At 53.5% G+C, this 23,336-nt stretch carries 39 protein-coding genes; 19 read left to right on the forward strand and 20 right to left on the reverse strand.

What is annotated here, in order from left to right; all coding sequences use genetic code 11:
* Positions 1 to 136: 136 nt before the first annotated feature.
* Complete coding sequence (locus tag A6U95_RS04285; RefSeq protein ID WP_065683602.1) at positions 137 to 466, reverse strand: HNH endonuclease signature motif containing protein; 330 nt, start codon at positions 464 to 466, stop codon at positions 137 to 139.
* A gap of 4 nt (positions 467 to 470) precedes the next feature.
* Complete coding sequence (locus A6U95_RS04290; RefSeq protein WP_065683603.1) at positions 471 to 1,034, reverse strand: hypothetical protein; 564 nt, start codon at positions 1,032 to 1,034, stop codon at positions 471 to 473.
* A 164-nt stretch (positions 1,035 to 1,198) separates the two neighbouring features.
* Here A6U95_RS04290 and A6U95_RS04295 point away from each other — a divergent pair, with 164 nt between their 5' ends.
* Entirely contained in the window at positions 1,199 to 1,411 is a 213-nt protein-coding gene (locus A6U95_RS04295) for a hypothetical protein (protein WP_065683604.1), read from the forward strand.
* A 222-nt stretch (positions 1,412 to 1,633) separates the two neighbouring features.
* On the opposite strand, the gene A6U95_RS04300 is transcribed toward A6U95_RS04295, so the two are convergent.
* From A6U95_RS04300 to A6U95_RS29590, 16 genes are all read right to left on the reverse strand, one after another.
* The gene (locus A6U95_RS04300) at positions 1,634 to 1,972 is read right to left on the reverse strand and encodes a DUF2570 family protein (protein ID WP_065683605.1); all 339 of its coding nucleotides are present in this window, start codon (positions 1,970 to 1,972) and stop codon (positions 1,634 to 1,636) included.
* The gene (locus A6U95_RS04305; RefSeq protein WP_065683606.1) at positions 1,969 to 2,172 is read right to left on the reverse strand and encodes a hypothetical protein; all 204 of its coding nucleotides are present in this window, start codon (positions 2,170 to 2,172) and stop codon (positions 1,969 to 1,971) included. Before A6U95_RS04305 ends, A6U95_RS04300 begins: the two co-directional genes overlap by 4 nt.
* Positions 2,169 to 2,612 carry a lysozyme gene (locus A6U95_RS04310; RefSeq protein WP_065683607.1) on the reverse strand — a complete coding sequence of 148 codons (444 nt, stop codon included), beginning with the start codon at positions 2,610 to 2,612 and terminating at the stop codon, positions 2,169 to 2,171. The genes A6U95_RS04305 and A6U95_RS04310 overlap by 4 nt, the downstream gene beginning before the upstream one ends.
* Positions 2,609 to 2,896, reverse strand: coding sequence for a phage holin family protein (locus tag A6U95_RS04315; RefSeq protein WP_065683608.1), 288 nt, complete (start codon positions 2,894 to 2,896; stop codon positions 2,609 to 2,611). Before A6U95_RS04315 ends, A6U95_RS04310 begins: the two co-directional genes overlap by 4 nt.
* The gene (locus tag A6U95_RS04320; RefSeq protein ID WP_021805906.1) at positions 2,889 to 3,257 is read right to left on the reverse strand and encodes a putative holin; all 369 of its coding nucleotides are present in this window, start codon (positions 3,255 to 3,257) and stop codon (positions 2,889 to 2,891) included. The genes A6U95_RS04315 and A6U95_RS04320 overlap by 8 nt, the downstream gene beginning before the upstream one ends.
* Positions 3,258 to 3,434: 177 nt before the next feature.
* Entirely contained in the window at positions 3,435 to 3,794 is a 360-nt protein-coding gene (locus A6U95_RS04325) for an antiterminator Q family protein (RefSeq protein ID WP_065683609.1), read from the reverse strand.
* Positions 3,791 to 4,831 carry a DUF968 domain-containing protein gene (locus A6U95_RS04330; protein ID WP_065683610.1) on the reverse strand — a complete coding sequence of 347 codons (1,041 nt, stop codon included), beginning with the start codon at positions 4,829 to 4,831 and terminating at the stop codon, positions 3,791 to 3,793. Before A6U95_RS04330 ends, A6U95_RS04325 begins: the two co-directional genes overlap by 4 nt.
* The gene (locus A6U95_RS04335; RefSeq protein ID WP_065683691.1) at positions 4,828 to 6,705 is read right to left on the reverse strand and encodes a DNA cytosine methyltransferase; all 1,878 of its coding nucleotides are present in this window, start codon (positions 6,703 to 6,705) and stop codon (positions 4,828 to 4,830) included. Before A6U95_RS04335 ends, A6U95_RS04330 begins: the two co-directional genes overlap by 4 nt.
* Positions 6,705 to 8,096 carry a site-specific DNA-methyltransferase gene (locus A6U95_RS04340; RefSeq protein WP_065683611.1) on the reverse strand — a complete coding sequence of 464 codons (1,392 nt, stop codon included), beginning with the start codon at positions 8,094 to 8,096 and terminating at the stop codon, positions 6,705 to 6,707. Before A6U95_RS04340 ends, A6U95_RS04335 begins: the two co-directional genes overlap by 1 nt.
* A complete protein-coding gene (locus A6U95_RS04345) occupies positions 8,093 to 8,335 on the reverse strand; it encodes a hypothetical protein (RefSeq protein ID WP_065683612.1) in 243 nt (80 codons plus the stop codon). Before A6U95_RS04345 ends, A6U95_RS04340 begins: the two co-directional genes overlap by 4 nt.
* A complete protein-coding gene (locus A6U95_RS04350; RefSeq protein ID WP_065683613.1) occupies positions 8,332 to 9,351 on the reverse strand; it encodes a helix-turn-helix domain-containing protein in 1,020 nt (339 codons plus the stop codon). Before A6U95_RS04350 ends, A6U95_RS04345 begins: the two co-directional genes overlap by 4 nt.
* A complete protein-coding gene (locus tag A6U95_RS04355; protein WP_065683614.1) occupies positions 9,348 to 9,527 on the reverse strand; it encodes a DUF4222 domain-containing protein in 180 nt (59 codons plus the stop codon). Before A6U95_RS04355 ends, A6U95_RS04350 begins: the two co-directional genes overlap by 4 nt.
* Positions 9,527 to 10,201, reverse strand: a complete 675-nt coding sequence (locus A6U95_RS04360; protein ID WP_065683615.1) for a phage antirepressor KilAC domain-containing protein — start codon at positions 10,199 to 10,201, stop codon at positions 9,527 to 9,529. The genes A6U95_RS04355 and A6U95_RS04360 overlap by 1 nt, the downstream gene beginning before the upstream one ends.
* Complete coding sequence (locus tag A6U95_RS04365) at positions 10,198 to 10,386, reverse strand: hypothetical protein (protein ID WP_065683616.1); 189 nt, start codon at positions 10,384 to 10,386, stop codon at positions 10,198 to 10,200. The genes A6U95_RS04360 and A6U95_RS04365 overlap by 4 nt, the downstream gene beginning before the upstream one ends.
* Positions 10,387 to 10,452: 66 nt before the next feature.
* Complete coding sequence (locus A6U95_RS04370) at positions 10,453 to 10,926, reverse strand: YmfL family putative regulatory protein (RefSeq protein WP_065683692.1); 474 nt, start codon at positions 10,924 to 10,926, stop codon at positions 10,453 to 10,455.
* Positions 10,927 to 10,945: 19 nt separating this feature from the next.
* Positions 10,946 to 11,149, reverse strand: a complete 204-nt coding sequence (locus A6U95_RS29590; RefSeq protein ID WP_074423320.1) for a Cro/CI family transcriptional regulator — start codon at positions 11,147 to 11,149, stop codon at positions 10,946 to 10,948.
* Between the two features lie 99 nt (positions 11,150 to 11,248).
* Here A6U95_RS29590 and A6U95_RS04375 point away from each other — a divergent pair, with 99 nt between their 5' ends.
* The gene (locus A6U95_RS04375; protein WP_065683617.1) at positions 11,249 to 11,905 is read left to right on the forward strand and encodes a S24 family peptidase; all 657 of its coding nucleotides are present in this window, start codon (positions 11,249 to 11,251) and stop codon (positions 11,903 to 11,905) included.
* Positions 11,906 to 12,189: 284 nt separating this feature from the next.
* Here the strand turns inward: A6U95_RS04375 and A6U95_RS04380 are convergent, their stop codons facing one another.
* On the reverse strand, positions 12,190 to 12,534 hold the full coding sequence (locus A6U95_RS04380) for a bssS family protein (RefSeq protein ID WP_241810619.1): 345 nt from the start codon (positions 12,532 to 12,534) through the stop codon (positions 12,190 to 12,192).
* 48 nt (positions 12,535 to 12,582) lie between these two features.
* On the opposite strand from A6U95_RS04380, the gene A6U95_RS30560 reads away from it, so the two are divergent.
* The 17 genes from A6U95_RS30560 (at position 12,583) to ettA (ending at position 22,337) form a co-directional block, all read left to right on the forward strand.
* On the forward strand, positions 12,583 to 12,780 hold the full coding sequence (locus tag A6U95_RS30560) for a hypothetical protein (protein WP_139102321.1): 198 nt from the start codon (positions 12,583 to 12,585) through the stop codon (positions 12,778 to 12,780).
* 360 nt (positions 12,781 to 13,140) lie between these two features.
* A complete protein-coding gene (locus A6U95_RS04385; RefSeq protein ID WP_065683618.1) occupies positions 13,141 to 13,512 on the forward strand; it encodes a hypothetical protein in 372 nt (123 codons plus the stop codon).
* Between the two features lie 43 nt (positions 13,513 to 13,555).
* Positions 13,556 to 14,383 carry a DUF2303 family protein gene (locus A6U95_RS04390; RefSeq protein WP_065683619.1) on the forward strand — a complete coding sequence of 276 codons (828 nt, stop codon included), beginning with the start codon at positions 13,556 to 13,558 and terminating at the stop codon, positions 14,381 to 14,383.
* 84 nt (positions 14,384 to 14,467) lie between these two features.
* Positions 14,468 to 15,001 (forward strand): hypothetical protein, encoded by a 534-nt coding sequence (locus A6U95_RS04395; RefSeq protein ID WP_065683620.1) that lies wholly within the window; start codon positions 14,468 to 14,470, stop codon positions 14,999 to 15,001.
* Positions 15,001 to 15,192 carry a DUF1482 family protein gene (locus A6U95_RS04400; RefSeq protein ID WP_065683621.1) on the forward strand — a complete coding sequence of 64 codons (192 nt, stop codon included), beginning with the start codon at positions 15,001 to 15,003 and terminating at the stop codon, positions 15,190 to 15,192. The genes A6U95_RS04395 and A6U95_RS04400 overlap by 1 nt, the downstream gene beginning before the upstream one ends.
* Positions 15,189 to 15,569: a hypothetical protein gene (locus A6U95_RS04405; RefSeq protein ID WP_065683622.1), complete on the forward strand. Its 381-nt coding sequence runs from the start codon at positions 15,189 to 15,191 to the stop codon at positions 15,567 to 15,569. Before A6U95_RS04400 ends, A6U95_RS04405 begins: the two co-directional genes overlap by 4 nt.
* The gene (locus A6U95_RS04410; protein WP_065683623.1) at positions 15,559 to 16,056 is read left to right on the forward strand and encodes a class I SAM-dependent methyltransferase; all 498 of its coding nucleotides are present in this window, start codon (positions 15,559 to 15,561) and stop codon (positions 16,054 to 16,056) included. The genes A6U95_RS04405 and A6U95_RS04410 overlap by 11 nt, the downstream gene beginning before the upstream one ends.
* Entirely contained in the window at positions 16,044 to 16,562 is a 519-nt protein-coding gene (locus A6U95_RS04415) for a hypothetical protein (protein ID WP_065683624.1), read from the forward strand. Before A6U95_RS04410 ends, A6U95_RS04415 begins: the two co-directional genes overlap by 13 nt.
* Positions 16,562 to 17,215 carry a hypothetical protein gene (locus tag A6U95_RS04420; RefSeq protein WP_065683625.1) on the forward strand — a complete coding sequence of 218 codons (654 nt, stop codon included), beginning with the start codon at positions 16,562 to 16,564 and terminating at the stop codon, positions 17,213 to 17,215. Before A6U95_RS04415 ends, A6U95_RS04420 begins: the two co-directional genes overlap by 1 nt.
* 1 nt (position 17,216) lies before the next feature.
* Positions 17,217 to 17,492, forward strand: a complete 276-nt coding sequence (locus A6U95_RS04425) for a hypothetical protein (protein WP_065683626.1) — start codon at positions 17,217 to 17,219, stop codon at positions 17,490 to 17,492.
* Positions 17,489 to 18,037: a hypothetical protein gene (locus A6U95_RS04430; RefSeq protein WP_065683627.1), complete on the forward strand. Its 549-nt coding sequence runs from the start codon at positions 17,489 to 17,491 to the stop codon at positions 18,035 to 18,037. Before A6U95_RS04425 ends, A6U95_RS04430 begins: the two co-directional genes overlap by 4 nt.
* 2 nt (positions 18,038 to 18,039) lie before the next feature.
* The gene (locus tag A6U95_RS04435) at positions 18,040 to 18,234 is read left to right on the forward strand and encodes a hypothetical protein (RefSeq protein ID WP_065683628.1); all 195 of its coding nucleotides are present in this window, start codon (positions 18,040 to 18,042) and stop codon (positions 18,232 to 18,234) included.
* Positions 18,206 to 18,445 (forward strand): hypothetical protein, encoded by a 240-nt coding sequence (locus A6U95_RS04440; RefSeq protein WP_139102322.1) that lies wholly within the window; start codon positions 18,206 to 18,208, stop codon positions 18,443 to 18,445. Before A6U95_RS04435 ends, A6U95_RS04440 begins: the two co-directional genes overlap by 29 nt.
* A complete protein-coding gene (locus A6U95_RS04445) occupies positions 18,438 to 19,010 on the forward strand; it encodes a 3'-5' exonuclease (RefSeq protein WP_065683630.1) in 573 nt (190 codons plus the stop codon). The genes A6U95_RS04440 and A6U95_RS04445 overlap by 8 nt, the downstream gene beginning before the upstream one ends.
* Before the next feature lie 51 nt (positions 19,011 to 19,061).
* A complete protein-coding gene (xisR, locus tag A6U95_RS04450; RefSeq protein ID WP_241810620.1) occupies positions 19,062 to 19,334 on the forward strand; it encodes an excisionase family protein in 273 nt (90 codons plus the stop codon).
* A 13-nt stretch (positions 19,335 to 19,347) separates the two neighbouring features.
* Positions 19,348 to 20,640 carry a site-specific integrase gene (locus tag A6U95_RS04455; RefSeq protein WP_065683631.1) on the forward strand — a complete coding sequence of 431 codons (1,293 nt, stop codon included), beginning with the start codon at positions 19,348 to 19,350 and terminating at the stop codon, positions 20,638 to 20,640.
* A gap of 29 nt (positions 20,641 to 20,669) precedes the next feature.
* A complete protein-coding gene (ettA, locus tag A6U95_RS04460) occupies positions 20,670 to 22,337 on the forward strand; it encodes an energy-dependent translational throttle protein EttA (RefSeq protein ID WP_021179229.1) in 1,668 nt (555 codons plus the stop codon).
* Between the two features lie 50 nt (positions 22,338 to 22,387).
* Here the strand turns inward: ettA and A6U95_RS04465 are convergent, their stop codons facing one another.
* Complete coding sequence (locus tag A6U95_RS04465) at positions 22,388 to 23,296, reverse strand: LysR family transcriptional regulator (protein ID WP_029710777.1); 909 nt, start codon at positions 23,294 to 23,296, stop codon at positions 22,388 to 22,390.
* Between the last annotated feature and the right edge of the window lie 40 nt (positions 23,297 to 23,336).

Raw genomic sequence — 23,336 nt, forward strand, 5'->3', positions numbered from 1 at the left:
TGTGCACACAAATGACTAGCGGCGGTCTTTGCAGGGGAAAAACGGGAACTTTTCACCCACCCCACCTGATAATAATTATCATTTGAAATGATATAGTTTCAAATTGAAATCATATCCATGCAAATGACTTTCATTATCATTTGAACCAATGAGAGTTGGGATCAAGTGGCAGACCATCAGCTGAACAGCCCGCCACCTTGCCTGTCTTCTCCATGCGTTGCTTGGTAGAGTTATGATGTGGGGTGCATAGCCCCTGCCAATTCTTGCGGCCCCAGAACAGTCGCTGTGCTGCCTTCATCTCTTCTGGTGTCTTGGCCTCCTTCATCCGATGGGGAACGATGTGATCCACTACCGTGGCTGGTTCAATGCGGCCCATCTGCTGGCACATCACACACAGTGGATTAGCCCGCAAGAATTCCAGGCGGGCGGCTTGCCACTTGCTGCCGTATGGCTTGGGGCTAGCCATAGCCTTAGCGCTTCATGGCTTGATGAAGAGTTCCACCATGCTGCAGCTCCTTGGCGATAGATTTCTTGACCAGTTCATGCACCTGTTGTGCGTGAGCCTCAGCCCAGTTTTGAAATGCTATCTGCCCCTCAATCGCCACTTGAGTAGTAATGTTGCCGCCAATCACTGCGTCATTAATAAATACCTGGCCGCATTTTTTGATTTCGAATGGCTGCCTCAGTTCGGCAATGCGCTTCAGTTGCGCCTCAAGCTTATCGAGATTGCCTTTATCAACGTTAACGCTGATGTTCATCTCTGCCTTGTATACCTTGAATTGCTTTGCCTGCACCTTGGTAGCATCAGGAAAGCCACCGGATGCCAACTCACCATCAGTTCTCGCCGCTTCAGGCTTAGTTCCATCCTTCACGGAAATGCTGCTAGGGAAGTATTCAGGGATACCATTCACGGTGGTACGTGCGCCACATGCATCATATTGAGCGGTACCGGCAGGGTTGCTTACCTCATAACCGTTCTCATGGGCGGTGATGGTAAAGCGCTGCATAACGTCTTTAAGCTGTAGTTGTTTCACTGTGACTCTCCAAATAGAATAGCCCCGGACTATGCCGAGGCTCGTGGATTGTTATTGCGCTTTTTTTAGGATGCGATAGCGATGCAGATCCCAACACTCTTATTACACAATTGAGTTATAACCCTTAATTGTTGATATTAGATACTCAATCAAAAGGAGGATATATGTCACCAGCAGTATTTAATCACTTAATCACCCTAACTAAAGGATTAGACAAAGATATTAAGTTAGCTGCAATTCAAGCATTAGGTGAGGGAGCACACCCCGCACCGGTTATAATCCAGGAGTTATTGTTGTTATCTCAAGGATTAGATAAAGATGTTAAGATTGCTGCAACCCTATCCTTGGGGCGAATCTTCAGAACTAGAGCTAATTGATATTTTGTTCTATGCGGGCCTGCGGCCCGCTATTGTTTGCTATCCCTTTCCCATTTGATCAGCCCGTCTATCCGAGACGCGCACACGTCCAGCTCGTTCTGGGCAACCTGCAGAGCTATCACGGCATCACCGAAGGTTTCCCCGGTAAATGGCGTTTGTTCGCACTGCTGAAGCAATACCGCTGGCGGGTACACGTAAATCAGTTGCGGGGCCGGTGCGGGCTTAACCGTTTCGGCGCAGGATGTCGATAGCAGAATCAGGCAAGTGCTGATTGCTACAGTCGCTATGCTCCAGCGCCTTGCGTAACGTTCTGTTTTCAGCATCGGCCTTGGCCCTCTTCTGCTGCTCGATTTTCAGTTGTTCCTCAGTGGCGCGCCGGTCAGCACCAGACGCATCATTGAGCGCTTTGATTGTGTCGTCCCGATCGCCTACTGCCTCCACCAGCTTTTCGTTTGCTTTATCGGCCTTATCAAGCCGGTCGACCAGCACGGAGCTATACCAGCCAAGCAAAATAGCCACCACCAGCGCACCGATCAGGCTGTAGCGTTTGAGTTGCGTCATACCTTCGGCACTCCTTCCAGGCGCTTAATGCGGTCATAGAGCAACGAAGCAAGCTCATACCAGCTAAATCCACCACGTTCGCAAAGTCTTTCTAAGCTCTGACCTTTGCCGAACTGCGCCGCGTATTCTTTGTACGCCTCCTGTGCAATCTCGATCTTTATCTCGACCGCCTTGGTTTTCTGTACGGGAACCTTTATCATAATAGGAATAACTCCCTCTCTGCCGCTCGGCGCCTCACCAGGCCGCGCATCTCTTTACCATTGGCAAACTTCCAACGCGGGAACTGATCAGCCGCGCCTCTTGGATCACCAGCATTCAACTTTTTAACCAGCGTAGAACCTGCAAAGTTAGGGCCGCCAATGTTGAATGCTAGCGATACCAGCGCGTCAAACTGGTTCTGAGTTATCGAAACCTTAACGGCGGAATTAACCGTCAATTCAAACACGGCTAAGTCCTCGGTCAAGAACGCCTCAGCCTGCCGCTCAGTGATACGGTCACCAGGCTTAACGCCTTTCGTGTGGCCCCAGCCAATAGTCCAGGGTTTACCACCTGTACTAGGATCGGGATAGGCTTTCAGTTCCAGGCTTTCAAAGCCTTTGATAAATGCAGTGCCGCGCTGGCTTGTCTTGAGATTATTCACTGTGGCCGCTCCCCATAGAACAGGTGTGACACGTTGCCCCGCGCACGGAATACCGCAATACAGAGCGTAACGTTGAGAAGTGTTTCGGCAGGATCAATGATCCGGTACTCACCGAACGCGATACGGATTGCAACCGTGCCACTAGCAATAATGATGAGGTACGCAAGCAGAGATGCTGACCGGCTGAACTTAGCACCGTTGCGGCGGTAGCCAATCATGCGCGCAGATATCAAGCCACATGACAGGCCGTTAACGATCATCAGTAATATTTGTACGCTAGTCATGCGGCCCCCTTCTCAACACGTCGGGATCAGATGCTCGCTGCGTCAACGCCATCAGCAGGCGTACTGAAACGGCGGAACTGACTATTGCCCCGATCATCCTGCTGGTGCTTACACTGCCCGGCAGAAATGCGGAGATTAGTGAGGCGAAGAAGTCACAAGAAATTAACCCCACGACGAACGACACCAGGCATAGCAGCACACGGATAAGTAGCGGGTAGTCTTTGGCACTGATCACAAAAATCACTGAGCCGATGAATGCGCCGATAAACACATCAGCAGCATCCGGCCCAGACAGCAGGCCAATGATAGTGGCACCGCCAACTACCGCAGTTTCCGTTGCCCTAGATACAGGTAACGTCATTGATGATCTCCTTTGTTCGCTCAGCGAACGCCGGGCGGTAGATGTGAAAAAGGCCACCCATCGGTAGCCCATAAATGACAAAACCCCGCCGAAGCGAGGTTTTTTATTGGATAAGCCACTTACTACGTAGCCACTCTTATCACGTTACAATAGTTTTTGCGTACGCGTTAGAAATATTTAATCCATGTCCATCTTCACATCCAACATGGCCAGGCAGCCGCCTACGAATCCCTCCGCCGCCTGCATCTTCTTCCGCACCGTACCATCCGAACACTTCCAGCCCCGAGCTATTGAGCGTATTGACTGGCCATAATAGTGATGCCTTATAACCAGCTCATATTCCTCTGGCTCAAACTTAAACAACTTGGCTATGCAGCCATCAATCATTAGACCGTCATTGTCGCTGCATGCCTGCTTCCCGTTGGATTGCGGCGGCAAAAGCCCTTTAAACCCAGCAGCTATGCTGGAATAGCCAACACCTTTGTTATCTCGAGCCCACGCGCCCCACCGGGACAAAACTTCATACATGTCTCTCATACCTTTGCCCCGCGCTTATTTGCTGTAACGATTGCCCCGATGCCGTACGCCCGATCGAGGGTACGCGCCAGGTGATAAAGTTGGCTGCCGTGTTCGGCCTCCCATGCCGCCACATCGTCATGCAACTTGTTGTGGCACTCTCTGGTGAGCGGGATTGCGAATATGTCGTGTGGTTTGGTGCCGGTACCGCCGAAACCCTGATCGATTATATGGTGCGGGTCATCCGCTGGACGCCCGCAGCCGCAACAGCACACCTGCGATTTAACCCACTGGGTGTACTTCTCGCACTCCCAGCGCTTCATCTTCGGTCGCAGCATAAAGCCCGCTGGTGGCTCGGGATCGACATCGACCGCCAGCACCGGCTTAATCTGCTCCACGTAGTCATTGATGACTTCGACCGGCGCACGCTCCCACACAATATCAGCCTCTTTCCGGGAACCGGTTGGAACCTCTGCTGGTGGCAGGCGCAGAGAGAACCTGGCCACAGAGTCCGGCAGCAGGTCGGAAACCTGCTCCATCACAGCCCACCAGCATAGTTCTGGCAGGCTTAGCTGGTGGTTTTCGTCAAAGCGGAAGTGCGTTCTGGCGCGGTAAAGGACAAAATCCGCCACGTTCCTGGCCGCCAACGCGTCGAGGGCAGGTAGCGTCTGATCTGCAATGGTGTGCTCATGATGCCAGCACAAGCGAACTGCGCCGACACCGTAGCGCAGCGTGCTCATGTTCCGATCGTGATAATCGTCAGCGTCAGCATGCCACTGGCACTCGTTCGACCGGTCTAGCCAATCCACCAGCGCATTAATGCCACCAGCAGCAGAAAGTACCCGCTCATGCGAGAAGAAAGAGGAAAGGCGCGGATCAGCGGCAAGGTGCTGGCTGGCTACCGGCACCAGACCGGATGGTAATGGATTAAGCTCTGATGGCTCGCTGGCAATCAGCAGCCGCGCACGGCCAGTGAAGTAATGGAGCAGATCCCGACCTGGGCGCAGTAACACCACGCCCAGATCACGCTGCAGGTAAGGAGTGAGCAGCATCTTCATGCAGCCACCTCCCGGCTCGGTACACACATTTCAGGCAGATTGGCACGTACCAGCGCCTCGGCGAACGGCGGCGGTACCGCATTGCCACAGCGGGCTACCTGCTTATCTTTCGCGTATTTCTTGCCCTTGTAGTCCTGATCGATGATGTACCAGGACGGGAAACCCTGGGCGGCGTAAAGCTCATGCGGTTGCAGCATGCGCATGCCGATATCAACGATCTGGTAATCAATGCCCTCCACCGTGACCAAGCCAAAGCGGTCGTTGGTTGTGACGGTGTGCAGAGGATCCGCAAGGCTTACCCCTTCTTTCTCGTTGCCGTAGTATTTCAGCAGGAAGGCACGAACCTCACCGAAGTGATTGCCACCAGCGGTTACCGTCTGCAGAGGTGCGGTAACTTCCTGCCCGATGTTGGTACCGCGCATCTTGATAAGGTTGGATGTGACCAGGGAGTTGTGATCGGTTGTCGTCACCGTGTGTAACGGTTCGGCCAGATCAGAACCTGGACCGGTATAGTTTCCACCGAAGTGTTTGGCCATGAACGCGGCTACCAGTTGGCTCTTGCCACCACCGCCAGCTGTGATCGTGCCGTTTGGCTCATCCACGGCATGCCCAACACTGTTGCCGAACTGGCGTGTGATGACTGGCGCAACGAGAAGATGCTCAGCTTTACTGGTTACAGTGGTCAGTGGTTTACCTGCTTCATACGCCATGCGATCCCCGCCGAAACCGGTTTGGCCAATGCGGGCTATGAGCGGTGTTAACTTGGCTTCTACCATTCCCATAGCATGCCCGTTGCCCCCTGGGCGCTCGGAGCTGCCTGCTGTGATAGTGGAAAGCGGTTCGTCACATTCCTGGCCGGTGGCTCCGGTGCGGAACTTGGTGATGTGTGGCGATACCAGCGCGTAACCGTGGGTTTTAGTGATCGTCTGTAAAGGCTCTGCCAGTGACTGGCCCCGGAAACAGTTGTAGACCGTTTTGGTGCTGGTGTGGTTGCACTTGACGATAAACGGCGCAGGGCTGTCGATCACAAAGCGCTGGATGCCTCTGGCAATGCGGCGCAGGGTGTTCTCCGCCAGTGGGCGCTTACGCTCGAAGATGCTCGGGCATGGGATAGACCAGTCAATGCACTCTGCCGCGGTGCGCCATGGCTTCAGCTTGCCGCTCTGCACTTCCAGCGATTTCGGATCCCCGTGGGTAGGCTCTGGCCAGACAATTGGCCGCCCGTCGCACCGCATCAGCATGAAGAAGCGTTTACGGATGGTTGGAGCGCCATAGTCGCAGGCCCGCAGCTCACGGTAATCGACAACATAGCCCAGACCGGCAATCAGCCGGTGGTGATCGTCACTACCCTCTTCAATGCCCAAAATGTCGCAGCATTCGGCCAGCGCAGGGTGATCTGCTGCTATGCCAGTGGTCAGCATTGCCACAAACCCTGCGAAAGTTTCCCCTACACGGTCAGGACATGGGTAATCATTGCCATTTTCGTCGGTAACCAGCGGCCCCCACGTCTTAAATTCCTCAACGTTTTCCATCGGGATAACTCGAGGGTTTACTCTTAAAATCCAGCGGATAATAATCCAGGCAAGGCCGCGGATCTCTTTTTTAACCGGCGCGCTGCCCTTGGCCTTGCTGAAATGGCGGCAATCTGGGCTAAACCACGCCAAGCCAACTGGCTGACCGGCGGTCGCTGCCACCGGATCGATATCAAAGACGGACTCGCAGTAGTGAAGCGTATCGGGGTGGTTGGTTTCGTGCATCGCAATAGCGTTTTCGTCGTGATTGATCGCAATGTCAACGCTCCGCCCAGTGGCCATCTCAATGCCGGTACTCGCCCCACCGCCGCCAGCAAAATTATCTACTATCAGTTCACGGATCATGCTGTTGCTCCCATTGCGGCGGTCAAATTAGTTGCGGTTTGGATGATTTCTTCGGCTGGTGTCCCTTCCAGTTTCAGGCGGTTGATGTGGCTACGTAGCTTGTTCTGCAGGTGCTCCGGCAAGCTGCTAGCGGTGGTTACCTGGTCAAACAGGAAATTAACTTCCTGCGGCCAAACGGTGTTGGTGGTGTCCGGAATATTTTCTGGAATAATTTGGGGCTCTGGTTGTTGTTCTTCTGGCTGGAAGTCCTCAAAGGTATCTGCCTCGGTCTCACCGAGCATTTTAAGTGAGTGGCCAATACGTGCTGCGGCAGTGGTTAAATGATCGGGATTCAACTCAATGCCGATAAAACCAAACCCCTCGAGCAACGCTGCTTTGCCGGTACTGCCGGAACCCATGAACGGATCCAGCACTACACCACCAGCAGGGGTGACTAGGCGGCACAGGTAGCGCATGAGATCGACAGGTTTAACCGTTGGGTGGTTGTTTCTGGCTCCACCGGTACGCCCGGCGCCAGCTCGGGGGTTGTTGATCCCTGCGCTGTCTTCTTTGCGGCCGCCGGTCATGTCGCTGGCGGAGAACGGCACGAACCTTTCCATGCCCTCATCACGCTCGGCCTTGCTGACCTTGGCGCAGTAGAAGAAACGTGCAGCCGATTTGCTGGTTTCGATGCGCATGGTATGCTCACGCGGCGCGTTCATGTCGCCATAAACAACTCGAGTTGGCCGGGCCTTACCAGTGGTTTTTAAATCACCTTGCTGGCCTTTGGCGTCAGGGAATGCCTCCACAACATCTTCGCTGCCATCGTGCAGGACATTAGCAGGCCACCGGCCAAGCTGATCGGCTTTCCACTCTTCAGCATCAGGGGCTTTATCATCCCGTACATGCGACAGCAGGCCACCGGCGCCACCGGTTAATGCTTCCTCGGTCGGAACGCGGCACAGGTCGATATTCAGGGCGCCAGTACCGTATTGGTCAACGTTACCCTCCACTGTCCCCGCCAGAGGCTTACGCGCCATGACGATCGGCTCATGAGCTGGTTTCAGCGCCGTACCTTTCCCTGCATGCTCATCGGTGAGGTTTTTCGACTTTGGGAACCCGCTGCCGTAGATCCACATAAGCTGGTCACGGATTTCGAAACCAGCGTCCTCGATGTTCACCACCAGGCGGTGATAGGTGCGTGATCCACCGAAGGCCAGCAGATGGCCACCAGGCTTCAGGACGCGCAGGCACTCTTTCCACTGCTCGACGGTCGGAACCTGATAATCCCACTTGTTACCCATGAATTTCAGGCCATACGGTGGATCGGTGACGATAGAGTCAACAGAGTTATCAGCCATACCGCGCAACACTTCTTCACAGCGGCCTACATTGAGTTGATAGATCACAGATGCCCCCTTTCTTTCCCTGCGCGGGCATAAAGCTTGATTAAGCGATATCTACCTTCAATGTTCATCCAGTCCAACACGTTGACCCATTTACGCCGTTTGGCGATTTTCCGCATGCGCATGTCTTCCCACCACAACCGCTTTAACTCGCGGATCTTCCACCACCGGCGGGCCTGTTGCAGCATGGCGATCAGCGGATAAACGTTAACGCCTAAAATCTTCTGTGTTTGCTGTTTCATCCTGCCAACCTCCCTAAGTCGTTCTCACTGGCCTGAGCCACGGCTTGTGCCCAAATGCCTGTCCATGCCCGGCGGGCGTCGTAGTCGGTCATACGGCCCAGGGAACCTGCTAGGCGCTGGGCAATAGTCTCTACCTCGTTGCGCGGCTTCCTGCGCTGGGTCACGATGCGCAGATAAGCATCATCACGGGCGGTGGTGTCCAGTCTCTCTACTTTCGGCAGGTCGTTGGCCCGTTCTTCCTTGACCTTGAGATAGCATTTTTCTTTGATCAGATAATCGAAGTCCTTCTTACGCCACGTCCTGCCAACGCTGGTGTCTGGGCGGTCTTCCAGCATCCAGCGACATTTTTTCGAGATGTAACGCAGATAAGCGCCCCACTTCTCGAGGTTGAGGTCGTAGCCTTTCCAAAGCTTGCGCAGCGCCGTGCGGCGTTCGTCGGTCAGTCTGAGAACCTTTGGCAGTTCTGGCAGCGTTTCGTGGAAGGTTTTCAGTACAGCCTCATAATCGATTTTCAAAGAATCTTCCTGCGGTTCGTCGGCTGGCGCAGCCAGTTGACCAACAGGTTTTAATACTGATGGATCTTGTTTTGAATTTACTGACGGATCGTATCCAGATTCTGGAGGGTCAAAAGTCCCATTCTTGCCGGATTCTGACGGGTCAGATTTTGAGGTATCAAATTTTGATGCATCAGATTTTGAGGTGTCAGATTCTGGAGGGTGAAAGTTAGCAGCAGCACGCAGCTTCTCTACGTTCAGTTGAGTCATGCTTGAAGTATTGCGGTTGCCCTTGCGGCGCTGCTGGCGGCTAATCCAGCCCTCTTCCACAAGCTTTGCCAGTGCTGCGCTTACCGTGCTTTCGCTCGCGCCAATCTGCCGGGCAATGGTCTTGGTGGAAGGCCAGCATAAGCCCTCGTCAGACGAGAAATCCGCCAGGCGCGCCATGATGGCCACCATGGATAATTTCATGCCCGCCGCCGCGCAGCCGTCCCACACGTATGCGGTTAATTTTGTGCTCATAATACAAACCTGAAAAAGCGTGAACGGAAGATGATCATCGCGGTGGTGATCTCCCACGAGTAACCGACCGGGCTGTAAGTAACGGTCTGTTTTTCCTGATTAACATCGTGGACAAAGACCACAACGTGGTTATTGTCTCGGTAATATGATTCGGCCTGAATGGCTAAAGTCGTCATCAGCTGCCCCTCAGTTCTGAGGAATAGCGATCGGCGATCCACTGGATACCGCGTGGTGTTACCCTGGTTTGGGTGTAGGCATGGCCAAAATCAGAGGAACCCGTTTTTACGGTGAACAAGCCGTCACGCTGTTTGAGTGAGTTAGGTAGAAGGTTGCCAGACTGGCGAAAAAGAACCTTGTCACGTACCAGGGCCTCAATCATCGCCTTCTCAGGCATATCAAGGATCTTGGCCGTTACACGCAGGCTCTTTGAGCCGTTGGCGTCCACGTAGTTGTCCACGAAAGCCACTTTTGGCGCGTCGGCCTGCACTTTCTGTTCAAGGGCTGCATTCTGCTCGGCCATGTCGGCAGCCAAGCGGAGCGCCTCGGGCAAAGATTGGGGAACTGCTGGTGCAGCGCTCTCCAGCTCCTGCCAGCGGTCAACAAGGCGAGCCGTGAACTCAGGGGAAAGCTGGGCAACCACCACATAGCTGTCACGCTTGTTTATCAGGTACTCGCTGTACTGCTGGCCGTTTTGGTGATGGGTGTACGGCGTTGGCGCATACCCTGAAATAGCCCCTCGCTTGATCAGCCTGTCGATTGATCCACAAACATCGGAGTGGCGAGACTCAACCAAGGCCGCAATTTCACGGCTGCTCATGGTTGGCGTTACCGAAGTGATCAAGGTATTCATACGCCCTCCTGTTTACGCGCCAGCCACTTGCCGTTATCTACCACCCAGCGCGCAAACTGGTAGTTGCTGGTGACCCACTGGCCAAGTACATTGACCTCATACCGGAACGACGCCGCAGAATTATCGCCAGGCATTGCCCGGCAGCGTATTTGCGGTACTGTTGAATTTCTGGTTACAATGCTCATGCGATTTATTTCTCCACACACTGATTTAATTCGCACCCGACGCCCAGAGGCTGCAACCTTTGGGCGTCAACCTTTCTGGCCCTTGGCTTTCTTGCCAAACAGCGCCAATATCGCTCTAACCTCGGCGTCACGCGCTTGCAGATGCTTGCGGTGATAGCGCATGATTTCATCGGCTTCTTTCTCATCAATAACCCCGTCGCTAAGCGACTCCTGGATGATCTGATCCACATGGCCACGGTGTGCCGCTGTGCGAAGGCTTTTGCTGAACAGCTCCACCTGGTCAAGCTCTTCAAGCGCTGGGATCTCGACCACCAGCAACCCACGGCGACGGGCAAAATATTCCGTAAGCAGGTTAGTGCCCGAAATATCCTCCATGGCTTCCAGCTCACCGACCTCGAAGAAGCGGCAACCGTTCTTCTCATACAGATTGTTGGTGAAGGTGGTGTCCGTCATGCCCAACGCACCGGCCATAGCCGAACGGCCACCAGCTACTGCCTTGCACATGCCCTTCACTACGTCTTTCAAGTTTTGCTCTACCATGTTGTTTTCCTTTTGGTAGTTATGCTGGGTCAGATGGATCGGTAGACTTTGCGTAAATAGAGAGATCGACGCATAGCTGACCATTGGTAATTACCTGTATTTCAAATGCCCTCCCTTTTGGGATGACATCGCCCCACCCTGAAACTGAAGCATGCGAAAGCCCTAGAGCCCGAGCCACCTTGCCCACGCCGCCAAAGTAGGAAATAACATCATCTTTTTTCATGGCACTCTCTTTAGTAAGGATAAATAACATCTCAATAGTAGGATATCTTACATTAAGGAGTCAAGGAATCCTACACAGACAAGTGGTAGGATTGCCTACATGGAAATGAACGATAGAATCCGCGCAAGACGCAAAGAACTTAAGCTGACACAAGGCGTTCTAGCCAAGTTGGTGGGGGTTAATCGCGTAACTGTCACCGGGTGGGAATCTGGCGACTATAAACCTGGGGGCGAAAACCTACAGGCACTTGCTGCTGCTCTGGGTTGCAGCACCACATGGATACTCGACGGTAGCGGGGATATAAACAATGAAACACCGCCGCACTCAGCCACAGCTCATTTTGGAGTAAAACGCATCCCCCTCATATCATGGGTTCAGGCTGGAGAATGGACAGAGCCAGATGCGTCCATTACGCTTTCCGATGTTGATGAGTGGATTCACACTACGGCTGCTGTATCCAATGAGGCATTCGCCCTACGTGTCCGTGGTGACTCAATGACGAATCCGAATGGATCCCCAAGTATTCCAGATGGCTCTCTTGTAGTTGTAGATCCGGATTTCGATAATGCTTTTCAAGCTAATGGCAAAATCGTAGTCGCACAGATCGAGGGAAGCACGGAAGCAACGATCAAAAAGTTCACTATTGACGGTCCATTTAAATATCTTGTACCACTCAACCCAAACTATCGGATGCTTGAGGTGAATGGAAACTGCCGGATTGTCGGCATAGTTCGACAGGTAATCATGGACTTATAAAAAATCATCTCCATAGCCCTGACTCCGGGGCTATTTTTTTACCCTTCAATGTAAGTTTTCCAACTTTTTAACTTGACCTTTAATGGTAAGTTATCCTACATTAAATACATCAACAGCGAACAGGCAGGACGCCCACGAAGTAGCCGCCCGAGGCGTAGAAGGTCGGGATGATTCGCGATAGTGGTGGAACTCAGTGAGGGGTTTAGGGATGGGTAATAAAATGCAAAAAAGCGCCATTGAGATTCGACGCTTTAGCCTGGCGGAGATTTCGAAAGTCTACAGCATTAATGCTTATTACCTGCTGGAGATTGAACGCCGGACTTTTCAAGCGCCTCAACATGCCTTGTTAGATCTGAAATTAGTTCCCTGACCATATCGGGTGGCATGGCAAAGAATTGGCTTTCTTGGGCTTCATCAAGTTTCTGCATTGGAGTTGAAAGAAACTGAAACTTAAGAACAAGCATATCGTAGCCAGGTAAAGGCCCGGCCTGCCAACCTGCAACAGGGAATACTGGAATATCGTCTTTCTTAGACATTATCTTTCCTTCTTGGTTGATTAAGCACCACCAAGATACCACCGCCGCCTGAGGTGGAGAAGTGCCCAGGCCCATAACGGTCTGCTCACTCATATCCGACTCCTCAATACGGGGGCGAATGGTGGGGACCAGCTCAGGTGAGTGAGCAGACCGTTGTGGAATTGGTTGGTGGTCTTCGGGGCGTTGTCTGCCTACCACCACAACCCAATGCGAACCGTAGGGCCCCACCCTACCGGAGCATGTACGCCGGTCACACCGGCCGCCCGCCAACGGCGTAAAACTTCCGGCGCGGATGTCCGGCGTTACTGTGGCAGTGACAGCTCGGAAGTAGACGGCTGACAGCTGGGAAAGACCAGCACACAACGATAAGAGCTCTGCACCGGATATGTGGCAAGCACCTGTGTAACTCCCGCTGGCGGCGTGGTAGTGAGGTCGCAGAGCCGACGTTACGGGCAACGCGGCGCAAGGTGGACAAAGGCAGTGCTCTTTTCGTTGTGCTGTGTAGCTTTGGCGGCCTCGCCTAACTTCTACTTAATAGAGGTGACGACAATGTTCATGGGCCTGGCCGCCCTTTTTACACATCAGGTGGCGTACTGTCCGGACCCTTAAACCTGGATAGTCTAAGAAAAAACCGGAACGGTGCGCCACCTGGTGTGTGGAGAAACATGCGGCCCCGGCCGCTCCGTAGAGGGCTATTCAATGAGTGATGACCGTAAGACTAACGTGCCGGATTTTCTGGGTGAACTGGATGCCGGTGTATTTCAAAACAAAATCTCAGCGGCTTTAAACGCTACTGCGCTGGGCGTTCTCAATAATGGCGGGAAGGGGAAAGTAGTTCTTGAATTTGATCTTGACCGCCTCAGTAATTCAGTTGAGGAAAAACGCGTTAGCATTAAGCATAAACTGAAATTCGTCACCCCTACCCCTCGCGGGAAAGTTTCAGAAGAAGATACTACTGAAACACCTATGTATGTAGGCAAGGGTGGCAAGCTGACTATTCTACAGGAAGACCAAGGCCAATTATTTACGGTCGGTGGTCACCCTGACGGAAAATTAAAAGTCGCGCAGTAATAACGCGCATTTATCAATCCAATATTAATAAGGATTAATTATTATGTCTCAATTAGACGGATCCGCAATCGCCCAGATTCAATCATTAACGTTGGGGGCATCATTTCTTGATGCTGTAAAACGCACCGATTGCCCTGTTTCTGTTCTACCTAAAGATATTGATGTGGCCAGTCTTGAGCGCTTCAATGAAAAACGCTTCCGCTTCCGTGGCAGCATGGAAACAACCAGCATTGACGACTTCGTGCGTTACTCGGTTGGCTACGCCAATGCTGACGTGCCTGCCCGCTGCTTTATCGATGCAGATAACATGAGTGCACGCTCCGTGTTCAACATCGGCACCCTTGAAGCGCCAGGGCACGCCGATAACGCTGCTGAGATCCAACTCAAGAAAACCGCACCATTCCGCGCGCTGCTGGCGATCGATGGCAAGCGCCTTAACCAGAAGCAGATTGCAGAGTGGCTGGAAGACTGGAGCGATTTCCTTATGGCGTTCGATGCTGACGGCCAGGTATTGACGATGGCGCAGGCCGCTAGTGCAGTACGTCGGGTCAGCATTAAACAGATGCAGGAAGCGGATCATGAAGATGGTGATTTCAGCGGTAAAAAATCACTGATGCAAAGTGTTGAAGCTACCAGCAAAGAGGTTATGCCGGTTGCGTTTGAATTTAAATGCGTACCCTATGAAGGTCTGAGTGAGCGGCCATTCAGCCTTCGTAATAGCCTTCTGAAAAGCGATGAGCCGTGCTTCACCCTCCGCATTGTTCAACTTGAAGCGCAGGAAGAAGCCATTGCCAATGAGTTCCGCAATCTACTTATCGGTAAATTCGACGGAGATCCTGTTGATACCTTTATTGGTAACTTTAAAGCCTGATTTTTAATTGAGTAGTGCAGCCTCAAATACCCCAGTAATGGGGTATTTGGTGAAGTATTGCCTAAACCGTGTGGGGAAATATATATGTCATGGATTCAAACATTCACCGGAAAGCATTTTAATTATGCTAATCCAACAGTTGAAAGTATTTGCATTGAAGATATTGCACAGGCGTTATCTCATGAGTGCCGCTTTGCCGGACACCTGCCTGAATTCTACAGCGTGGCCCAGCATTGCGTTTTAGTCAGCCAGATCGTGCCATCTGATTTCGCACTCGAAGCTTTATTGCATGATGCCCATGAGGCCTATTGTAAGGATATTCCATCGCCCCTGAAAAAGCTTATTCCGGATTACCGCGGGATTGAAAACAGTATTGATTTCGTTATCCGCCATAAGTTCGGGCTGCCGCCGATCCAGAGTCCAGCAGTCAAGCATGCCGATCTGGTCCTGCTGGCGACCGAGCGCCGGGATCTTGATATCGATGACGCCGAGCCGTGGCCGATGCTTGCAGGCATCGCACCTTCGGACGTGATCCTGGTATGCCCTGTTAATCCGCTACAGGCCCGCACCATGTTTATGCAGCGGTTCCTGCAGCTTTCCGGCGTAAGGGGATCCTGATGTTCGGTCTATTCCTCCTCGTCTGCTACACCTACCAGCCTTGCGATTATGTCCCCCAGGGCTGGGTGTACCCGGACCGCTCCAACTGCCTGGCGGATATCCACCAGCAGCAGTTGCCACCCCAGTATGAATGCCTGCCGGTTGACGGCGTAATTCCGGCCGCCGGGCAGGATCAGGGAGAAAGCGAATGAAAGAGCGCGAGTATTTCGTTATCAGCGTTGGGCATACGCAACGAGATAGCCCCTACATCACTCTGTGGGCCGCTAATAACTCGGGTTACCGTGGGCGTATAGAAACGGCAGGCCGTTACACAGAGAGCCAGATTAGACAAAAGCTCGGCTATTACAACTGCGGCTGCGATAACGTGGCTGTTCCTTGTGATGTTGCAGAGCCTCTTTCCTTCCCTGTTAAACCAGGCTTTTTTGACGACGACGGCGGGCGCTGGCTACGCAATAACAGAGCGACATGGAAAGTATTACTGGCGCATGTAATCGAAAAACCAAAGCACCCGCCACGCCCTGAGTACAGAGGCGCACCACGTTACAGCGAGGCCCATCATGAAGAGTGAACAGGCAACGATTCTCGACATGTGCTGTGGCTCTCGCATGTTCTGGTTCGACAAGGCCGACGACCGCGCAGTGTTCAGTGATATCCGCGCCGAGCAGCATACGCTTTGCGATGGCCGCAGCCTGGTGATCAGCCCAGATGTGATAGCTGATTTCCGCATGCTGCCATTTGCTGATTCCACCTTCTCTGTAGTCGTGTTCGATCCGCCACATCTTGAGCGAGCAGGCCCGAATAGTTGGCTGGGGAAGAAGTACGGGAAGTTAAACCGGGGAACTTGGCGGGCGGATCTGCGCGCTGGCTTCACCGAGGCTTTCAGGGTATTGCGGCCACACGGCACGCTGATTTTCAAATGGAACGAAACCCAGATACCTGTCAGCCAGATCATCGCGTTGACCGACGAGAAACCAATCATCTGGCAGCGTACCGGCAAGGCAGACAAAACGCACTGGATCATATTCGTTAAAGGGGATAAAGCATGCGCAAATTAATCACAGCAATGGAGCCGCAGCGCGATGAGTGCGGCTTCTGGACCCACCCTGATTACTTCGAACCGGCAGACGGTAGAGAGTACAGCTATCCCGGCGAGTTTGCAGCGTGGCTAGATGCTAATCGCGTTACCGGCCTTCTTCAATGGATGGAAAACGATGTCACTGATGAACAGTTGGAAGCCCTGGAAGCTGGCGACGGCGATATCAGCAAGTGGATCCCTACTCCACCAGCAGGTGAAGGCTGGTTTATCGGCTCTATCCACGATACCGAAGATGGCCCGGTATGTTACTGGCTTCGCCCCGTTGAGGGGGAGCCAACTGCCCTGGCAGACCTTATCAGCAGATGCCACGTTGAGGCGCTGAAAATCGAGTTACTCCGCCTGCACCGGGAATGCACAAAGGTAGCTCACGCTTATTTCTGCGCCTGCGATCTGGGTGAGGAACGTGTAGCAGCTGGTGAAATGTATCAGCAGATCAGGCTGGCAACTCGGCGGGGAGGTTACTGATGGGCATGAAAAGTGAAGGAGACACCATTACTTGTGATTGTGGCTTTTCGTTCCAGCGCGGCCAGAGCGGCAAGCACGAATGTGCCGACGGTCTGCGGGCTAAATTAGCTGCTGCAGTGCGTCGAGAAGAGAGCCTTAAGGCCAGTGTCGATGTTCTGGCGCAGCGAGTGAAAGATCTGGAAGCCGCGGCCATAGTTCCTGGCGTTTTGCGCTGTGCCAAGTGCAATTACGAGCTGATGAAAACCAACCTTTATTTCAACTCTGGAACAGTAGGCCCAGGCGATAGCGAGACTGAACCTTGTCCAAATGGGTGCGGCCCTCTCTGGCCGGTAAATTGGCACGCGTGGGCGATTACAGGATTTGCAGAAGCTGAAAAATATCACGCTCAACTTCAAGCGGCGGAGCAGCGGTTACAGCAGCCCATCAAGCTGCCAGACGTAACAACAAACCGGCATGAATGGTCTACATGGCAGTGGATCGAACACCTTGGCGGCCGCTATCAGCATGGTAATCCCGGTGATTACATTGAATTCGGTAGCGTGATGGCTGTGGGGGCAATGCTCAAGCAGTTTAAGCGCACCGTGATTGCGGTAGCACTGACTGATATTAAAGCCTCTCTGAGGCTGCAAGGCTTCACTGTCGAGGGGGCGTGATATGTCAACGTTCTCTGAGCTTGTCAGCTTCTCGAAAGACCGAAACAAGCGCACGACAGAAAGCGTATACCACACCGAGCAATATTCTAAAAATACTCGGTCGGTAGTAGAGCAAAAGCTGGTCATCAAAGGCGATACGGTGATGCGCCGATATATCGCAGATATGCGCTTTGATGATTTCCCAGAATGCAATTCAGAGCGAGAGGCGGCGCTCAAACTCGCCAACTGGATGCAACGCCTCGGCGCTGCAATTGAAGACTACTGGAGTCAATCATGACCAGATCAACTGAAATGACATTGGAACAGGCAGTTCAGCACGCTAAAAATCAGGCTGAAGTTTTAGCAGATACTCCATGCGGCCTGCAACATGCTCAACTCGCAGGATGGTTGTCTGAGCTGCTGGCTGTAAGGGACGCGCAGGGTGTGCCTATTGGCTGCATCAAGACCATCTGCGGTAACAAAACGCTGAAGTGGTGGCGCGATGCGCCAGAGGGAGCAGAGGTATTCACCGCCCCGCCTGCGCCAGCGGTGCCTGCACCATGTACTCGGGAGCAGATTCCCTACTCTGAGATCCCGCTTGTGGTGGCTTATGCCGCTGGCCATAACGATTGCCGCAATACGGTGATCCAGTTGTCCGGTAATTCCGAACATGTAAACCAGGCTTACACGTTGAACTCTCCGGTAATTCCGGATGGTTGGAAACTGGTGCCAGCAGAGCCAACGCCAAAGCAATGGGCTGCGGGCATCAAGGCCATGGATGGAGGGATCGATAAAGTCACCCTCGTATATAGAGCAATGGTTGCCGAAGCACCTAAGGTGTGATCATGTCCAAGTACCGCGTAGTTATTGAAGCACCAGGGCTGTGTGAAACCCATGAGTTTGACGCCGAATCTGATAGGGATGCAGCAATGATCGCAAGGGATATCTTTAACAACACATGCAACTACGGCGTATCCCGCGTTGATGGTGATGCAGCAGCCTGGGAGGGTGATGATGACAGCCACGCCACAGCTACCTGATACGGCCATTGTGGATGACCTGATCGGCACGCTGGCTAAGTACGGCTGGAACGTCGACCGCCGATCGCTGAGTCCAATACTGGTGGTGATCCTTACTCAGAACAAAGCACATAGTGAAGTGGCCAAGATGTGCACCCATTACTTAGAAGACCCAGAGCGCTTGCTGATCGAGCGGGCCATGGATAACAAGAAGGCAAACGTTAATGAATAACTTGATGGTGGACTTAGAAACTATGGGCAATAAGCCCAACGCGCCAATCGTGGCGATCGGTGCCGTGTTCTTTGAACCAGCCACCGGCGAACTTGGCCAGCAGTTCTATACCGCGGTGAATCTTGCCAGCGACATGGCGGCCGGTGCCGTTCCTAGTGGGGATACCATTAACTGGTGGCTGATGCAGAGCAGTGAGGCCCGGGCGGCGATCACCACCGATGCCGCAGTAACCATTAACGTGGCCATCTGCAAACTCAGTGCTTTCGTTCGCCAGCATGGTGAAGATCCAAAATATCTCAAAGTGTGGGGGAATGGGGCCTCTTTCGATAACGTAATCCTTCGCAGTGCTTATGAGCGCTGTGGCTTGCCGCCCTGCTGGAACTGGTTCAACGACCTGGACGTTCGTACCATGGTGAACCTCGGCCGGCTGGTTGGTTTTGACCCAAAGCGTGATCTACCTTTCGACGGTGATCGACATAGCGCATTGGCTGATGCACTCCACCAGGCACGGTACGTTTCAGCCATCCACCAGCGGTTATTGGCACCCCACCAGCAAGATCTTTAATTTTGGCGGCCCGTTGCAGCGGGCCTAATATAGGACGTGTGGAGAAATACTATGGCGGCTCTCGAGTTATCAGCCTTACAAAGCATGAGCGCAATAATCGTCCAGCCTAACGACTGGGTGACCAAAGAGCATTTGATGCTGGTTACCGGTCTGACGGAAGGGAAAATTCGTGCTTACCGTCGCAAGGGTGCATGGCACCAGGGGAAAGAGTGGATATTGGTTGCCACTGATGGCGAAAATAAATCTAACAGTGACACCATGTACCACCTCCCCACGATCAATGCCTGGTTTACCAGCCAGCGTGGACGCCAGCCGACGGAATGAATAAGGCTATGTCATGGAGAAGAAAAAAACTTATCCCACCGGGGTGGAAAGCCACGGTGGTTTCCTTCGCATCTGGTTTATTTTCAATGGTAAGCGCCGCCGGGAATCCCTGGGGATCCCTGACACACCAAGGAACCGGAAATCGGCGGGAGAAATGCGCCAAGCGGTTTGCTTCGCAATCCGCTCTGGAACCTTTGATTATGCCAAACAATTCCCGCAATCAGCTGCGGTTTCCGAAGGAAAAGGCACAAGCAAGGATCTGACAGTTTCAGAACTGTTCTCCCGTTATCTATCAATAAAAGTGCCTGAGCTGTCCCTCAATACTCACCGCCGGTACCAGGTTAAGCTGGAAACATGCAGCCAGATTATCGGGAAGAATCGACTGGCTAGGACGCTCACACAAGAGGATTTGTTGCTGCTGAGAAACGAGCTGCTAACCGGCTTGCAAAGGCCGCGGCGCAATCGTAAAACGGTAACCAAAGGCCGCAGCGTGGCCACTGTTAATGACTACCTGACCTGCACCAAAGGCGCGATCAAGTTTGGGTATGACAATGGCTATATTGATGCGGATCCCGGGATCTCAGTCAACAAGTTGAAACGTTCGAAGGTTCGCCCTGATCCACTATCGCAGGATGAATTTGCCAGGCTAATCGCCGCTTGCCGCAATGAGCAATCAGTGAACCTGTGGACGTTGGCAGTCTATACGGGGCTGCGCCACGGCGAAATAGCTGCACTGGCGTGGGAGGATATCGATCTGCAGGCAGGAACGCTGACCGTGCGCCGCAACTGGACCTCGGTTAAGCAATACACATTACCGAAAACTCAAGCCGGTACCGACCGTGTGATATTCCTCATGCAGCCGGTACTGGATGCACTCAAAAGGCAGCAGGCGTTAACCAGACTGATGCCGCAGATCACCGTAGACGTGATGCTAAGGGAGGTGGGCAAGAGGCGGGAGGACGCATGCACCTTCGTTTTCAAGCCGGGAATAAACTCCCATGGCATCGTCGGAGATCGCTATACCGTCACATCGATCAGTGATAACTGGGATAAAGCTTTGAAACGGGCTAAACTTCGGCATCGTAAAGCGTACCAGTCTCGCCATACTTATGCGTGCTGGTCATTGTCCGCCGGGGCGAATCCTGCGTTTATTGCAACGCAGATGGGGCATACCTCGGCGCAGATGCTGTTTAACGTGTACGGCGACTGGATACCAGATCACAATACTGACCAGTTGGCACTGTTAAATTCAAAGTTAAGCAAAAATGCCCCATACATGCCCCATAACAAGAGTGGGACATCATAAACACTAGTAACCAAGAGGCTTAGAGCAACGTGGCTCAATACGTCTATACCATGCACCGCGTCGGCAAAGTGGTTCCGCCGAAGCGTCATATTCTGAAAAACATTTCCCTGAGTTTCTTCCCTGGGGCCAAAATTGGCGTACTGGGCCTGAACGGTTCCGGTAAGTCTACCCTGCTGCGCATCATGGCCGGCATCGATACCGATATCGAAGGGGAAGCTCGCCCGCAGCCGGGCATCAAGATCGGCTACCTGCCGCAGGAACCGCAGCTCAATATGGAGCACAGCGTTCGCGAATCGGTTGAAGAAGCGATGGCAGAAGTGGTCGGAGCCCTCAAGCGCCTTGATGAAGTGTACGCACTGTACGCTGAAGAAGGGGCCGACTTCGACAAGCTGGCCGCTGAACAAGGCCGCCTGGAAGAGATCATTCAGGCTCACGATGGTCACAACCTCAACACCCAGCTGGAGCGCGCCGCCGATGCACTGCGCCTGCCGGAGTGGGACGCAAAAATCGCCAACCTTTCCGGTGGTGAGCGCCGCCGCGTAGCGCTGTGCCGCCTGCTGCTGGAAAAGCCAGACATGCTGCTGCTGGACGAACCGACCAACCACCTGGATGCCGAATCCGTGGCCTGGCTGGAACGCTTCCTGCACGACTTCGAAGGCACCGTGGTGGCGATCACCCACGACCGTTACTTCCTCGATAACGTGGCTGGCTGGATCCTGGAGCTGGACCGTGGCGAAGGTATTCCGTGGGAAGGTAACTACTCTTCCTGGCTGGAGCAGAAAGACGCTCGTCTGGCGCAAGAAGCCTCAACCGAAGCCGCTCGCCGCAAGTCGATCGAGAAAGAGCTGGAGTGGGTACGTCAGGGTGCCAAAGGCCGTCAGTCTAAGGGCAAAGCCCGTCTGGCACGCTTTGAAGAGCTTAACAGCACCGAATACCAGAAACGTAACGAAACCAACGAACTGTTTATCCCACCTGGCACACGCCTGGGCGATAAAGTGGTTGAAGTTAACAATCTGCGTAAATCCTACGGCGACCGCCTGCTGATCGAAGATCTCACCTTCGCGGTACCTAAGGGTGCCATCGTCGGCATCATCGGCCCGAACGGCGCGGGTAAATCCACGCTATTCCGCATGATGTCCGGCCAGGAACAGCCTGACTCCGGCAGCATCGTGCTGGGTGATACCGTCAAGCTGGCTTCGGTCGATCAGTTCCGCGACAGCATGGATAACTCCAAAACCGTATGGGAAGAAGTGTCCGGCGGCCAGGACATCATGCGCGTGGGCAACACCGAAATGCCAAGCCGTGCCTACGTTGGCCGCTTTAACTTCAAGGGCGTCGATCAGGGCAAACGCGTGGGCGAACTGTCCGGTGGTGAGCGTGGCCGTCTGCATCTGGCCAAGCTGCTGCAGGTTGGCGGCAACGTACTGCTGCTCGACGAACCAACCAACGACCTGGATATCGAAACCCTGCGCGCGTTAGAAAACGCCCTGCTGGAGTTCCCGGGCTGTGCGATGGTGATCTCGCACGACCGTTGGTTCCTCGACCGTATTGCCACCCACATTCTGGACTATCAGGATGAAGGCAAGGTGGAGTTCTTCGAAGGTAACTTTACCGAATACGAAGAGTACAAAAAGCGTACTCTGGGTGCCGATGCGCTGGAACCTCGCCGTATCAAGTACAAGAAAGTCACCAAGTAACATCCGGTTGGCTATCTATACTCTCAAGCCCGCATTTTGCGGGCTTTTTGTTATCCCCAATCCAGTGCCTGCGCATAATCCACAAAGACCGGATGCTGGATCACCACATCAATAAAACAGGCCAGCGCCGGAGAATTGAGTTTGCGGCTCGGGTAAACCAGATACAGTTCATTGCCTTCGGCCTGCCACTGCGGCAACACTTCCACCAATTGCTTTTGTGCGACCACTTCGCGGCTGAGAAACGCGGGCAACAGCGTAATACCCGCCCCCAAAATGGCACATTCGCGCGCGTATAACAGATTATCGGTGGTATGCCGCAGCGGCAGCTGCCAACGGTAATACTCTTCCCCCCGGCGTAATATCCAGGCAGGCCAGGCACGGTGAGCGATGCAAAGATGCTGCTGCAACTGCTGCGGATGCAGCAATGGCGGGTGTTGGGCCAGATAGTCCGGTGCAGCCAACAAATAACGGGGAGCATGCCCCAGACGGCGGCCAATCAACGAGGAATCCTGCGGCCTGCCGGTACGCAATGCCGCATCAAACCCCTCCTGCACCATATCCACCATGGCATCTGACACTGACACTTCCAACGAGACATCCGGATATTGGCGCTGGAAATCTGCCGCCAGACGCGGAAGCAACGTCGCCCCCAGCCCGGCAGGCGTGGAGATACGTAGGCGGCCACTGGGATTATCGCGTAAGCGCTGCAAGGCCAGATCGGCCCGTTCGGCAGCAGAGAGCATCTCCTGGCAATGTTCAAGATAGCGCTCACCGGCAAAGGTCAAATTTAGCTGCCGGGTGGTGCGGTTGAGCAAGCGCAAGCCGAGCTTTTGTTCCAACTGGCTGACACGCTGGCTGACGCTGGATTTAGGCAGCCCGGCCCGTTTGGCTGCCGCAGTAAAACTGCCGCACTCCGCCACCAGCGCAAACAACGCCATATCCTGCAACTGCTTGAACATGATTGTTCACCTCAGACGAACACTTAGTTAGTTATTGTCC

It is taken from the genome of Serratia sp. 14-2641, assembly GCF_001692375.1.
Classification (GTDB): domain Bacteria; phylum Pseudomonadota; class Gammaproteobacteria; order Enterobacterales; family Enterobacteriaceae; genus Chania; species Chania fonticola_C.